Here is a 13014-nt window from a genome sequence, read left to right as displayed (position 1 = left end):
GCACACTCGGCAGGCGCGGCGCGCCCGGCGGGTCACTTGGTGACCGCGTCCAGCGCGTCGACGATGCCGTAGCCGTAGAAGTTGTTCACGTGCTTGGTGCCGGTGCAGGTGGCGTCCACGTCGCCGTCACCGTCCGGGTCGTACGGCGCGGTGGAGCAGCCCGGGTTGTCCGCCTGCTGCTTCAGGAGCCACTGGATCTCCTGCGGGGTGGACGTCGGGTGCTTGCTCTTGACGAGCGCGGCGACACCGGCGACGTGCGGGCCGGCCATCGAGGTGCCCTGCAGGTAGGCGTAGTCGCCCTCCGGCATGGTGGACAGGATGCGGCCGTCCTTGGCGGGCAGTTCGGGCACCTGGTACTTGTCTCCGCCCGGCGCGGCCACGTCGATCTGGCCCAGGCCGTAGTTGGAGTAGTACGACTTCGAGTTGTTCACGCCGGTGGCCGAGACGGTGACGACACCGGGGAGCTGGGTCGGCACGTCGAGGCACTTCGACGGGTCGATGGTCCGGTCGACGGGGGTCGAGTCGTTCGGGCTCGACTTGTCGACGATCTCCTTGGCGGCGAGGTCGAAGTTGGAGTTGCCCGCGGAGGCGACGTTGATCGCGCCCTTGTTCTGGGCGTACTTCGCCGAGCGGCCGACCGCCTCCAGGATGGCCTTCTGGTCGAGGTCATCCTTGCAGTTGAACATCCACGGGTCGACGTAGTAGCTGTTGTTCGTGACCTCGACGCCCTTGTCGGCGGCGAAGACGAACGCGCACACCACGTTCTCCGCGTAGAACAGACCGTCGGTGGGGTCGCTCACCTTGATGCCGGAGAGCTTCACGCCCGGGGCCACACCGGCCACGCCGATGCCGTTGCGCGCGGCGGCGATCGAGCCGGCCACGTGCGTGCCGTGGTAGTCCTCGGTGGTGTACGGACGCCAGGCGCCGGGGCTGGTGTCCGCGACACCGCCGACGCAGTTGGCGGACGCCTTGGCGTCGAAGTTCGGCGCCAGGTCCGGGTGGGTGTCGTCCACACCGGTGTCGATGACCGCGACGGTCACCTTCTTGCTGCCGGGGTTCACCTTCGCGGCCTTGTCGGCCTTGATGGCGGGGATGTCCCACTGCAGCGGTTCCAGCGGCTCCTTGCCGGAGGCGAGAGCCTTGGACTTCGCGGCGGCGGTGGCCTTCGGCGCCTTGACCTTCTCCGGCTTGCCGACCTCGGTGGTGGCGACCGGCTTCAGCGGCGCGGTGCGGGTGGCACCGGCGGACTGCACGCCCTGCACGCCGCGGACCGTCTTGGCGAAGTCCGGGTTGGCGGAGTGCGCGACGATCACGCCGATCTTCGCGTGGGTGGTGACGATGGTGCCGCCGGCCGCCTTGACGGCCTTCTTCACCTTGTCGAGGGTCGCCTTGTCGGGGGTGGCGTTGACCACGTACGACAGCAGCGGACCGTCGGCCTTGGCGGCCGCGGCGGGCGCGTCCTGCGGGGCGGCCGAAGCTCCGTGGGGGAGGAAGCCGAGGGACGCGGTGAGCGCCAGCCCGACCGGCACCGCAAGAGCGGCACGCCGACGGGTGGATCTCAGATGAGCCATGGGATCTCCACATCATCCGTGAGACCGCCCCCGCGCAGCTGCGCGCGGGCGGGTACATGACGAGTGAAGCTAGCGCCGATCATGGTCAATCATCAATACATTCCGGCGGAAATCCCATCACGGTTCGCACACAACCTGTCCTTCACTCGAACAGTTTCGTTCGGCGGTCAATCACCCGGGCCTGTTGAAAGATCGGGCGCAGCACCTACGATGCGTGATCTGGATCACTCGCACCCGTCCCCCTCACTCATCGGGAGAGACCGTGGAGACCGCACCGCCCAATCAGCAGGGGCAGCAGGAGCCCCCACCCTACGCGCAGGTGCAATCGAGTGCGGAGTTCGCCGAACTCCGGCGCGCGCACCGGTCGTTCGCCTTTCCCCTCACGATCGCGTTCGTCAGCTGGTACCTGCTCTACGTGCTGCTGTCCAACTACGCGGGTGACTTCATGGGCACCAAGGTCGCCGGCAACATCAACGTCGCGCTCGTGTTCGGCCTCGCCCAGTTCCTGACCACCTTTCTGATCGCCTGGTGGTACTCGCGGCACGCGGCGGTCAAGCTCGACCCGCGCGCCGAGGCGATCAAGGCCGGACTGGACGGTGACGCGTGAACAGCACCCACCTGCTCGCCGCGGCCGGTGACGCCAGCGAGCACCGCCCCCTGATCATCACCCTCTTCGCGGTCTTCGTGGTGGCCACCCTGGTCATCACCGTCTGGGCGGGCCGCCAGACCAAGGACGCCGCCGACTTCTACGCCGGCGGGCGCCAGTTCACCGGGTTCCAGAACGGCCTGGCCGTCTCCGGCGACTACATGTCCGCCGCGTCCTTCCTCGGCATCGCCGGCGCCATCGCGCTCTACGGCTACGACGGCTTCCTCTACTCGATCGGCTTCCTGGTCGCGTGGCTGGTCGCGCTGCTGCTGGTCGCCGAGCCGCTGCGCAACTCCGGCCGCTACACCATGGGCGACGTGCTGGCCTACCGGATGCGGCAGCGGCCGGTGCGCACCGCCGCCGGTACCTCCACCATCGTGGTGTCCATCTTCTACCTGCTGGCCCAGATGGCCGGCGCCGGTGTGCTGGTCTCCCTGCTGCTCGGCATCACCAGCGACAGCGGCAAGATCGCCATCGTGGCCCTCGTCGGCGTGCTGATGATCGTGTACGTCACCATCGGGGGCATGAAGGGGACCACCTGGGTGCAGATGGTCAAGGCGGTCCTGCTCATCGCGGGCACCCTGCTCATCACCTTCCTGATCCTGCTGAAGTTCGACTTCAACCTCTCGGACCTGCTCGGCGCGGCCGCCTCCAACAGCGACAAGGGCTCGTCCTTCCTGGAGCCCGGCCTGAAGTACGGCCTCAGCGAGACCTCCAAGCTGGACTTCATCTCCCTGGGCGTGGCCCTGGTCCTGGGCACCGCCGGACTGCCGCACATCCTCATCCGCTTCTACACCGTGCCCACCGCCAAGGCCGCCCGTAAGTCGGTGAACTGGGCGATCGGCATCATCGGCGCCTTCTACCTGATGACGATCGTGCTCGGGTTCGGCGCCGCGGCGCTGCTCTCCCAGACGGAGATCAAGGAGTCCAACAAGGCGGGCAACACCGCCGCCCCGCTGGCGGCCATGGAGGTCGGCGGCGGCGGGGACTCCACCGGCGGCGCGATCCTGCTCGCGATCATCTCCGCGGTGGCGTTCGCCACCATCCTCGCGGTCGTCGCCGGGCTCACGCTCGCCTCGTCGTCCTCCTTCGCGCACGACATCTACGCCAACGTCATCCGCAAGGGCCAGGCCACCGAGAAGGAGGAGGTCCGGGCGGCCCGCTGGGCGACGGTGCTGATCGGCGCGGTGGCCATCGTGCTGGGCGCGTTCGCCAGGGACCTCAACGTCGCCGGACTGGTCGCCCTGGCGTTCGCGGTCGCCGCCTCGGCGAATCTGCCGACCATCCTCTACAGCCTGTTCTGGAAACGGTTCACCACCCAGGGCGCCCTGTGGTCCATCTACGGCGGCCTGATCTCCTCGGTGGTGCTGGTGCTGTTCTCCCCGGTCGTCTCCGGCAAGGAGACGTCGATGTTCAAGAACGCGGACTTCTACTGGTTCCCGCTGGAGAACCCGGGGCTGATCTCCATCCCGCTGGGCTTCCTGCTCGGCTGGCTGGGCTCGCTGCTGAGCAAGGAGGAGCCGGACAAGGAGAAGTACGCCGAGCTGGAGGTGCGGTCCCTGACCGGCCACGGCGCACACTGATCCGGGGCGGCTGAACGGCCCCTCTCACGGACGGCGACCGGACCGTTACTTCAACGAACTGTTGAAGGTCGTGCCTGTCGCGTACGCTGCGGGAGAATCGACCACAGCGCTTGCACTCGAACGTGGGAGGGGTCGCCGCCATGCTGATCGACACCTTTGGTCGCGTCGCCACCGACCTGCGGGTATCCCTGACCGACCGGTGCAACCTGCGCTGCACCTACTGCATGCCCGAGGAAGGGCTGCAGTGGCTCGCCAAGCCCGATCTGCTCACCGACGACGAGATCGTCCGGCTCATCACCATCGCCGTCACCCGGCTCGGTGTGGACGAGGTGCGCTTCACCGGCGGCGAGCCGCTGCTCCGGCCCGGCCTGGTCGGCATCGTCCAGCGCTGCGCCGCGCTCACCCCCCGCCCCCGGATGTCGCTCACCACCAACGGCATCGGCCTGGCCCGTACCGCCACGGCGCTGCGCGACGCCGGGCTGGACCGGGTCAACGTCTCCCTGGACACCCTGCGCCCGGACGTGTTCCGCACCCTGACCCGGCGCGACCGCCACCACGACGTGCTCGCCGGGCTGGAGGCGGCCCGCGCCGCCGGGCTCACCCCGGTCAAGGTCAACGCCGTCCTGATGCCCGGGCTCAACCAGGACGAGGCGCCCGACCTGCTCGCCTGGGCCGTCGAGGCCGGTTACGAACTCCGCTTCATCGAGCAGATGCCGCTCGACGCCCAGCACGGCTGGAAGCGCGACGGCATGATCACCGCCGGGGACATCCTGACCTCCCTGCGCACCCGCTTCGACCTCACCCCCGAAGGGCAGGGCGAGCGCGGCTCGGCCCCCGCCGAACGCTGGCTGGTCGACGGCGGGCCCGCCCGGGTCGGTGTCATCGCCTCCGTCACCCGCCCGTTCTGCCGGGCCTGCGACCGCACCCGGCTCACCGCCGACGGCCAGGTCCGCACCTGCCTGTTCGCACAGGAGGAGTCCGACCTGCGCGGGGCGCTGCGCTCCGGCGCCCCGGACGAGGAGATCGCCCGCCGGTGGCGGCAGGCGATGTGGGGCAAGAAGGCGGGGTCCGGACTGGACGACCCGTCGTTCCTGCAGCCGGACCGCCCGATGTCCGCCATCGGCGGCTGACCCGCGCCACCGGCCGCCCGGCCGGTGGCCTCGCCCGGGGGCCGTCGGGCCGGCTGTGCGGCCGGCTGCGCGCCCCGCGCACGGGGCCGGGCCCCGGCGGCCAGGGTTCCGCGGCCCACGGGCGGGTCAACTCTCCGAGGACGACCACTCCGACAGCTTCACCACGTCCTTGAGGAACCCCCGGATCCCGAGGAACTCGGAGAGGTGCTCGCGGTGCTCGTCGCAGGCGAGCCAGGTCTTGCGCCGGTCCGGCGTATGGATCTTCGGGTTGTTCCAGGCCAGCACCCAAACGGCGGGGGCCCGGCAGCCCTTGGCCGAACAGATGACATCGGCGGGCGCGTCGGCGGGATTCACACCCCGATCCTAAGGGGCGCGGAGCGCTGTCCCTTGAGGGTGGCGGTGGGCGACGGGCGTGGTCCTGGGGCGCGGAGCGCCATCCACTGAGGGTGGCGGTGGGCGACGGGCGGATCCAGGGGCGCGGAGCGCCATCCACTGAGGGTGGCGGTGGGCGACGGGCGGGCGGACATGACGACGCCGGGCAGCCACGGGGGGAGCCGCCCGGCGTCGGTCCGTCGCTCCGACGGGGGATGCGGAGCGCGTACGCAGTATGTCATGCGGCATGGGGCGCGGTGCACCGGAAGCACATGATTGCTCTCAGCTTTTCTCCGGGCCCCGATCGCGCAGCAGGTCAGCCACGTTCGTCGGGTCTGCCCTCGGACCCCCGGGCGGTGTCGTCCGCTACCGGTTCCGCACTCCGCGCTGGGCCGTGGTCCCCGTCATCGGGGGCGTGCCGCCCGTCCCCGGCGTGCAGCGCCGGCCGGGTGGCCGCCGGGATGAAACTCGACGGCAGCGACGGCACGTTCTCCCGGCCCGCATTGGCGATCACCACGGAGATGTACGGCAGCAGCACACCCAGGACCAGCGCGACGATCGCGACATGCCGCTCGACGTTCCACAGCACCGCCGCCAGCACCACCGAGACGGTGCGCACCGACATCGAGATGACGTAACGCCGCTGCCGCCCGCGTACATCCTCGGCCAGGCTCTGGCGCGCGCCGGTGATCCGGAACACCTGTGCGCCGCCACGCTTCCGCATCACGTTCCACCACCCGATTCCTGGGCCGGCTCACCCTGGTGGCCGGACATCTCCACGGTACGCCCCAGCTGGTCAGGACCGGCGGCCGGGGCACCCCCACGGACGTAGCCGGGACCCGCCAGGAGTGCCGCGGTGACTCCGGCGTGCGCCGTACATCCATCGGCCGGACACTGAGGATGCGTGACGCGTACCCGGTGCCGCACGAGGAGGCAGCATGAACTGGTTGTGGGCGATCATCGTGGGACTGGTGCTCGGCGTCCTCGCCAAGGCCATTCTCCCGGGAAAGCAGAACATCCCACTCTGGCTGACCGTGATCTTCGGCATCCTGGGATCCATCATCGGCAACGCCGTCGCACGGGGACTGGGCGTCGACGCGACCAGAGGAATCGACTGGTGGCGCCATGTGTTCCAGCTCGCCGGAGCCGTGCTCGTGGTGGCCCTCGGCACCCCGTTGTGGGCGGCGATCCGGGGTCAGGGCAGAGAACGGGCCTGACCGCGCCCGAACGGGGGAACGGCGGCCGGTGCGCACCCCGCGCACCGGCCGCCGCCGCATCCGGGGTCAGACCCCGCGCAGCTCCGCGATCTTGCGACCCGCCTTGAGGTACACGGCGCCCGAGGCGGCCAACCGCCCCTCCGCGACCAGCTCCCGGACCACCTCGGCCAGCGGCCGGATGGCCTGCGCCTCGGTCAGCACCACGCTGAGCTGCTCCCCGTCGGCCTCGCCGACCAGCCGCAGCCCGTTCTGCTTGGCGACCCGGCGGGCGGCCGACGCGCTGGGCTGGAAGTCCAGCACCTTCGACAGCACCACCGTGGCGGCTTCCGCGCCGTGCTCCGCCAGTTCCACCAGCGGCAGCGACTCGACGTCGGTGAAGCTCTTCTTGGAGAACTGCGCCACGAACCCGGCCCGCGCGGCCATCGCCGCCTCGACGCCGTACAGCGCCGCCACGACCTCACCCGCCAGTACCTTCTTCAGGTCCATCGGGTGCAGCGTCTTCGCCTCGATCCGGGCGGTGACGAGGGCGATCTCCTGGTCCGTCCACTCCGTCCAGGCCCGCAGGTACGGCTCCATCAGCCGGTCCGGCACCGACATGATCTTGCCGAACACGTCGTCGGCCGGCGCGGACAGCCCGACGTAGTTCCCCTTGGACTTGGACATCTTGGCGCCGGTGCCGTCCGTGCCCTCGATCAGCGGCATGGTGACCACCAGCTGCGGCCGCTGCCCCCGCAGCTCCATCAGCTTGCGCCCCATCTGCAGGTTGAGCAGCTGGTCCGCGCCACCGAGTTCCACGTCGCAGTCCAGGGCCACCGAGTCCAGGCCCTGCGCGATCGGGTAGAGCAGCTCCGACATGGTCAGCCCCGAACCGGCCGCGAGCCGGTTGCGGAAGTCCTCCCGCTGCAGCAGCTGGGACGCGGGCACCTGGGAGAGGAGCCCCAGCAGCTCCGGGAAGGTGTACGGCGCCAGCCACTCGCTGTTCTGCCGGAAGCTGACCTTCTCGAAGTCGAAGAACGGCCGCACCTGCTCCCGGTACCCCGCCAGATTGGCGGCGATGTCGGCGTCGGTGAGCGGCGGACGCTCCGCGGTACGCCCCGACGGGTCGCCGATCTTGGCCGTGAAGTCACCGATCAGCAGGGTGACGTCGTGACCCATCCGCTGGAAGCGGCTGAGGATGATCACCGGCACGGCGTGGCCCAGGTGCACGTCCGCGGCCGTCGGGTCGATGCCCAGCTTGATGCGGAGCCCGCGGCCCGCCGCCCGGCGCTCATCGATCCGCTCGGCCAGCTTCTCCACCCCGGGCAGCACCTCGACCGTGCGGGAGGCGATCAGCTCGGCCTGTTCCTTCGCCGGCAGGTCCGTCAGGTCCAGATAGCGCCGCGCCTTGGTCTCACCGAGCAGCTGCTCCACGGTGGAGTCGGAGGAGAGATCCTGCGCCAGCAGTGCGCTGGCGCGCGCGACGGAGTCGCCGAGGCGTGTCATCGTGGCGTTCCTGAGGATGGTGGTCGGACGAAGGACAGGTCGAGTCTATTTGGTCGGAGCGGTGGCCGCGGGCACGCCGGGTCACCGCCGGGCTCACACGCCCTTGCTGACCGAACTCATGTTGAAGTCCGGCACGCGCAGCGCGGGCATCGCCGTCCGGGTGAACCAGTCGCTCCACTCGCGCGGCAGCGTCCGCTCGGTACGGCCCGCCTCGGTGGCCCGGGACAGCAGGTCCACCGGCGACTCGTTGAAACGGAAGTTGTTCACCTCGCCGACCACCTCACCGCCCTCCACGAGGTAGACGCCGTCCCGGGTGAGACCGGTGAGCAGCAGCGTGGCCGGATCCACCTCGCGGATGTACCACAGGCAGGTCAGCAGCAGCCCCCGCTCGGTGCCGGCCACCATCTCCGGCAGCGAACGGGTGCCGCCCGCGGCGCCCGCGTCCAGGATCAGGTTGTCGATGGCCGGGGCCACCGGCAGGCCGGTGAGGCCCGCCGAGTGCCGGGTGGTGGGCAGCCGGTTCAGCACCCCCTCGGACACCCACTCGGTGGCCGGCAGCGGCAGGCCGTTGTCGAAGACGGAGGAGTCGTCGCCCGACGAGTGCGCCAGCACGAACGGCGCGGCCTCCAGGCCCGGCTCCGCCGGGTCGCTGCGCAGCGTCAGCGGCAGCCGGGACAGCTTCTCGCCGACCCGGGTCCCACCGCCCGGCTTGCTGAACACCGTCCGGCCCTCCGCGGCGTCCCGCGCCCCCGAGGACCACATCTGGTAGATCAGCAGGTCGGCCACGGCGGTCGGCGGCAGCAGCGTCTCGTACCGCCCGGCGGGCAGCTCCATCCGGCGCTCGGCCCACGCCAGCCGCTGCGCCAGCTCGGCGTCGAGCACGGCCGGGTCCACGTCCGTGAAGTCCCGGGTGGCCCGCCCGGCCCAGGCGGACCGGGTGCGGTCCGGGGACTTGGCGTTCAGCTCCAGCGTGCCGGTGGGCTGGTCGTGGCGGAGCCGCAGGCCGGTGGAGGTGCCCAGGTAGCTGGAGACGACCTCGTGGTTGGCGAAGCCGTACAGTTCACGGCCGCCGGCCCGGGCCCGCGCGAAGGACTCGCCGAGCGCCGGGGCGAACGCCGCGAACACCTCCGAGGAGGTCTCGGCGGGAGCCTCGGTGAAATCGGGCGACGCGGGCCTGCCCTCGACCAGCGGCTGGGCGTCCTCGGCCGGACCGGCGTCCCGCGCGGCCGCCTCCGCGGCGCGGACCAGCGGCTCCAGCTCGTCGGCGGTGACGGCGGACCGGGACACCACCCCCGAGGCGGTGCCCTCCCGGCCGTCGACCGTGGCCACCACGGTGAGCGTCCGGCCCCGGGTGACCCCGTTGGTGGTGAGGGCGTTCCCCGCCCAGCGCAGGTTGGCGGTGGACGTCTCGTCGGCGATCACCAGGCAGCCGTCGGCGCGCGACAGTTCCAGCGCCCGCTCGACGATCTCGTGCGGCTTGTGGGTACGGGAGCTCATCGACCGGCCTCCTGGGTGGTGTGGGGACTGTGCCGGCCCGGGTGGTGAGCCCCGGGCCCCCGGCGGTTCAGGCGGGCCCGGCTCATCGGCCCGCCTCCTGCGTGGTGTTGAGGATGTTCACGCCGCGGAAGAGCGCGGAGGGGCAGCCGTGCGAGACGGCGGCGACCTGGCCCGGCTGGGCCTTGCCGCAGTTGAACGCGCCCCCGAGCACATAGGTCTGCGGTCCGCCGACGGCCGCCATCGAGCCCCAGAAGTCGGTGGTGGTGGCCTGGTACGCGACATCGCGCAGCTGGCCCGCGAGCCGGCCGTTCTCGATCCGGAAGAACCGCTGACCGGTGAACTGGAAGTTGTAGCGCTGCATGTCGATCGACCAGGAGCGGTCGCCGACCACGTAGATGCCCCGCTCCACCCCGGAGATCAGCTCCTCGGTGGAGGGCCCGTCCGGGGCCGGCCGCAGGGAGACGTTCGCCATCCGCTGCACCGGCACATGGCCCGGCGAGTCGGCGAAGGCGCAGCCGTTGGAGCGGCCGAGGCCGGTGAGCCGGGCGATCCGCCGGTCGAGCTGGTAGCCGACCAGCATCCCGTCCTTCACCAGGTCCCAGGACTGCCCGGCCACCCCCTCGTCGTCGAAGCCGACCGTGGCCAGCCCGTGTTCGGCGGTCCGGTCCCCGGTGACGTTCATGATCTCCGAGCCGTACCGCAACGTCCCGAGCTGGTCGAAGGTGGCGAAGGAGGTGCCCGCGTACGCCGCCTCGTAGCCCAGCGCCCGGTCCAGCTCGGTGGCGTGCCCGATCGACTCGTGGATGGTCAGCCAGAGGTTGGACGGGTCGACCACCAGGTCGTACGCCCCGGCCTCGACCGACGGCGCGCGCATCTTCTCGGCGAGCAGCGCCGGGATGGCCGCCAGCTCCGCGTCCCAGTCCCAGCCGGTGCCGGTCAGGTACTCCCAGCCGCGTCCGACCGGCGGCGCGATGGTCCGCATCGAGTCGAACTCGCCGGACTCGCCGTCCACCGCCACCGCCGTCAGCTGCGGGTGCAGCCGCACCCGCTGCTGGGTGGTCGTGGTGCCCGCGGTGTCCGCGTAGAACTTGTTCTCCTGGACGGTCATCAGCGAGGCGTCCACATGTGCCACGCCGTCGGCGGCCAGCAGCCGGGAACTCCACTCCGCCAGCAGCCCGGTCTTCTCCGCGTCCGGTACCTCGAAGGGATTGACCTGGTAGGCGGAGACCCAGGTGCGGTCGGCGTACACCGGCTCGTCGGCCAGCTCCACCCTCTCCGCCGAGCCGGCCGCCTGGATCACCTTGGCGGACAGCTGGGCCATCGCCACCGCCTGGGAGGCAACCCGGGCCGCGGCGTCCATCGTCAGGTCCACGCCCGAGGCGAACCCCCAGGCGCCGCCGTGCACCACACGCACCGCGTAGCCCAGATCGGTGGTGTCGGACGAACCGGCGGGCTTGGCGTCCCGCAGCCGCCAGGAGGCGCTGCGCACCCGTTCGAAGCGGAAGTCCGCGTGATCGGCGCCGAGCGCGCGGGCGCGGGCGAGCGCCGCGTCGGCGAGCGCGCGCAACGGCAGTGCCAGGAACGACTGATCGACCTCATGGGGCACGTCGGGCCTCTCCTTCTCTTCCTCTTCGCAGCCTCTGACCGGAGTGAATCATGGCCCTGCGCACCGTACAGAGGAATAAACCGCTCCCGACAGACGGCGAGGGCCACCGGGCCGGCGTGCCGCGGCGGCGGGTCCGGCCGCCGGCCACCGGCGGCACCCACCGGTTGTGAGGTTCCGCTCACGCGGCCGGCCGGGCGGTCGGCCGATCACCGCAGACCGACCCGTTCGGCCCGTACTTCTGTAGGGATCCGACAGTGCTTGCCCGGCGCCACTGTCAGGGGTGGATTCTCCGGGAGCCGCCCCGGACCGATAGTTTGCGGGAGTACCACGACCGCTATCGAAAGGGTGCTCCCTTGAGCCGCTCGGTTCTCGTCACCGGAGGAAACCGGGGCATCGGCCTCGCCATCGCCCGAGCGTTCGCCGACGCGGGCGACAACGTCGCCATCACCTACCGGTCCGGCGAGCCGCCGGCGGGCTTCCTCGCCGTGAAGTGCGACATCACGGACCCCGAGCAGGTCGAGCAGGCGTACAAGGAGGTCGAGGAGAAGCAGGGCGCGGTCGAGGTGCTGGTGGCCAACGCCGGCGTCACCCGCGACCAGCTCCTGATGCGCATGTCCGAGGAGGACTTCAGCACCGTCCTGGACACCAACCTGACCGGTACCTTCCGCGTGGTGAAGCGTGCCAACCGCGCGATGCTGCGCGCCCGCAAGGGCCGCGTCGTGCTCATCTCCTCGGTCGTGGGCCTGCTGGGCTCCGCGGGCCAGGCGAACTACGCCGCCTCCAAGGCCGGCCTGGTCGGCTTCGCGCGCTCCCTCGCCCGCGAACTCGGCTCCCGCAACATCACCGTCAACGTGGTCGCCCCCGGCTTCGTCGACACCGACATGACCCGCGTGCTCAGCGACGAGCAGCGGGCGGGCATCGTGAAGCAGGTGCCGCTGGCCCGCTACGCGCAGCCCGAGGAGATCGCGGCCGCGGTCCGCTTCCTGGCCTCCGACGAGGCCGCGTACATCACTGGAGCCGTCATCCCCGTCGACGGCGGATTGGGCATGGGTCACTGAACGTCATGAGTGGAATTCTCGCGGGTAAGCGCATCCTGGTCACGGGCGTCATCACCGATGCCTCCATCGGCTTCCACGCCGCCAAGCTGGCCCAGGAGGAGGGCGCCGAGGTCATCCTCACCGGCTTCGGACGGCTGACGCTGGTCGAGCGGATCGCCAAGCGCCTGCCCAAGCCCGCCCCGGTCATCGAGCTGGACGTCACCAACCAGGAGCACCTGGACACCATCGCCGACAAGGTGCGCGAGCAGCTGGGCGAGGGTGTCGACCTGGACGGCATCGTGCACTCCATCGCCTTCGGCCCGCAGGGTGCCTTCAACTTCCTGGAGGCGAGCTGGGAGGACGTCTCCACCGCGGTGCACGTCTCGGCGTACTCCCTCAAGTCGCTGACCACGGCGCTGCTGCCGCTGATGCCGCGCGGCGGCTCGGTGGTCGGTCTGACCTTCGACGCCAAGTTCGCCTGGCCGGTCTACGACTGGATGGGCGTCGCCAAGGCGGCCCTGGAGTCCACCTCCCGCTACCTCGCCCGTGACCTGGGCCCGAAGAACGTCCGCAGCAACCTGGTCGCGGCCGGCCCCATCAAGTCGATGGCCGCCAAGTCCATCCCCGGCTTCGAGGTGCTCGCCGACGAGTGGGGCGACCGGGCCCCCATCGGCTGGGAGATCGCCGACCCCGAGCCGGCCGCCCGCGGCGTGGTCGCGCTGCTGTCCGACTGGTTCCCCAAGACCACCGGCGAGGTCGTGCACGTCGACGGCGGCGTGCACATGATGGGCGTCTGAGGACGCCCCCGGCGGCCCCCCGGGGCCGCCCCCCGGCCACGATGCCCCGGTCCCCGCAGCCGCGCGGGGGCCGGGG

12 protein-coding genes are annotated in these 13014 nt (G+C 71.0%); 6 read left to right on the top strand and 6 right to left on the bottom strand.

The window, feature by feature from the left end; translation table 11 throughout:
- Positions 1–32: 32 nt before the first annotated feature.
- Positions 33–1571, bottom strand: a complete 1539-nt coding sequence (locus ACH4B3_RS28155) for a S8 family peptidase (protein ID WP_398467434.1) — start codon at positions 1569–1571, stop codon at positions 33–35.
- A 262-nt stretch (positions 1572–1833) separates the two neighbouring features.
- Here ACH4B3_RS28155 and ACH4B3_RS28150 point away from each other — a divergent pair, with 262 nt between their 5' ends.
- From ACH4B3_RS28150 to moaA, 3 genes are all read left to right on the top strand, one after another.
- A complete protein-coding gene (locus ACH4B3_RS28150) occupies positions 1834–2178 on the top strand; it encodes a DUF485 domain-containing protein (protein ID WP_398467615.1) in 345 nt (114 codons plus the stop codon).
- A complete protein-coding gene (locus ACH4B3_RS28145) occupies positions 2175–3800 on the top strand; it encodes a cation acetate symporter (RefSeq protein ID WP_398467432.1) in 1626 nt (541 codons plus the stop codon). The genes ACH4B3_RS28150 and ACH4B3_RS28145 overlap by 4 nt, the downstream gene beginning before the upstream one ends.
- A 140-nt stretch (positions 3801–3940) precedes the next feature.
- Positions 3941–4930 (top strand): GTP 3',8-cyclase MoaA, encoded by a 990-nt coding sequence (gene moaA / locus ACH4B3_RS28140; protein WP_398467430.1) that lies wholly within the window; start codon positions 3941–3943, stop codon positions 4928–4930.
- A gap of 126 nt (positions 4931–5056) precedes the next feature.
- On the opposite strand, the gene ACH4B3_RS28135 is transcribed toward moaA, so the two are convergent.
- The gene (locus tag ACH4B3_RS28135; RefSeq protein ID WP_398467428.1) at positions 5057–5284 is read right to left on the bottom strand and encodes a hypothetical protein; all 228 of its coding nucleotides are present in this window, start codon (positions 5282–5284) and stop codon (positions 5057–5059) included.
- A 334-nt stretch (positions 5285–5618) separates the two neighbouring features.
- On the bottom strand, positions 5619–6026 hold the full coding sequence (locus tag ACH4B3_RS28130; RefSeq protein WP_398467426.1) for a DUF3099 domain-containing protein: 408 nt from the start codon (positions 6024–6026) through the stop codon (positions 5619–5621).
- Between the two features lie 214 nt (positions 6027–6240).
- Between ACH4B3_RS28130 and ACH4B3_RS28125 the strand changes: the two genes are divergently transcribed.
- Positions 6241–6519: a GlsB/YeaQ/YmgE family stress response membrane protein gene (locus ACH4B3_RS28125; protein WP_398467424.1), complete on the top strand. Its 279-nt coding sequence runs from the start codon at positions 6241–6243 to the stop codon at positions 6517–6519.
- Positions 6520–6585: 66 nt separating this feature from the next.
- Here the strand turns inward: ACH4B3_RS28125 and tyrS are convergent, their stop codons facing one another.
- The 3 genes from tyrS to ACH4B3_RS28110 form a co-directional block, all read right to left on the bottom strand.
- Positions 6586–8001 carry a tyrosine--tRNA ligase gene (gene tyrS, locus ACH4B3_RS28120; RefSeq protein WP_398467422.1) on the bottom strand — a complete coding sequence of 472 codons (1416 nt, stop codon included), beginning with the start codon at positions 7999–8001 and terminating at the stop codon, positions 6586–6588.
- Between the two features lie 93 nt (positions 8002–8094).
- Positions 8095–9498: a metallopeptidase TldD-related protein gene (locus tag ACH4B3_RS28115; protein WP_398467420.1), complete on the bottom strand. Its 1404-nt coding sequence runs from the start codon at positions 9496–9498 to the stop codon at positions 8095–8097.
- Positions 9499–9580: 82 nt separating this feature from the next.
- On the bottom strand, positions 9581–11104 hold the full coding sequence (locus ACH4B3_RS28110) for a TldD/PmbA family protein (protein WP_398467418.1): 1524 nt from the start codon (positions 11102–11104) through the stop codon (positions 9581–9583).
- A 353-nt stretch (positions 11105–11457) separates the two neighbouring features.
- Here ACH4B3_RS28110 and fabG point away from each other — a divergent pair, with 353 nt between their 5' ends.
- Together fabG and fabI are read left to right on the top strand one after the other, a co-directional pair.
- Positions 11458–12162 carry a 3-oxoacyl-[acyl-carrier-protein] reductase gene (gene fabG, locus ACH4B3_RS28105; RefSeq protein WP_398467416.1) on the top strand — a complete coding sequence of 235 codons (705 nt, stop codon included), beginning with the start codon at positions 11458–11460 and terminating at the stop codon, positions 12160–12162.
- A gap of 5 nt (positions 12163–12167) precedes the next feature.
- Positions 12168–12938, top strand: a complete 771-nt coding sequence (gene fabI, locus ACH4B3_RS28100) for an enoyl-ACP reductase FabI (RefSeq protein WP_398467414.1) — start codon at positions 12168–12170, stop codon at positions 12936–12938.
- Positions 12939–13014 lie beyond the last annotated feature (76 nt).

This window comes from Streptomyces sp. NPDC018031 (assembly GCF_044327625.1).
Lineage (GTDB): Bacteria > Actinomycetota > Actinomycetes > Streptomycetales > Streptomycetaceae > Streptomyces.
The sequence above is the reverse complement of the archived record's forward strand: the minus strand, read 5'-3'. Positions and strand labels throughout refer to the sequence as shown.

Coding starts and splice junctions, on each gene's coding strand:
- ACH4B3_RS28155 (WP_398467434.1), bottom strand. CDS start 1,571: ATGGCTCATCTGAGATCCACCCGTCGGCGTGCCGCTCTTGCGGTGCCG.
- moaA (WP_398467430.1), top strand. CDS start 3,941: ATGCTGATCGACACCTTTGGTCGCGTCGCCACCGACCTGCGGGTATCC.
- ACH4B3_RS28125 (WP_398467424.1), top strand. CDS start 6,241: ATGAACTGGTTGTGGGCGATCATCGTGGGACTGGTGCTCGGCGTCCTC.
- tyrS (WP_398467422.1), bottom strand. CDS start 8,001: ATGACACGCCTCGGCGACTCCGTCGCGCGCGCCAGCGCACTGCTGGCG.
- ACH4B3_RS28115 (WP_398467420.1), bottom strand. CDS start 9,498: ATGAGCTCCCGTACCCACAAGCCGCACGAGATCGTCGAGCGGGCGCTG.
- ACH4B3_RS28130 (WP_398467426.1), bottom strand. CDS start 6,026: ATGCGGAAGCGTGGCGGCGCACAGGTGTTCCGGATCACCGGCGCGCGC.
- fabI (WP_398467414.1), top strand. CDS start 12,168: ATGAGTGGAATTCTCGCGGGTAAGCGCATCCTGGTCACGGGCGTCATC.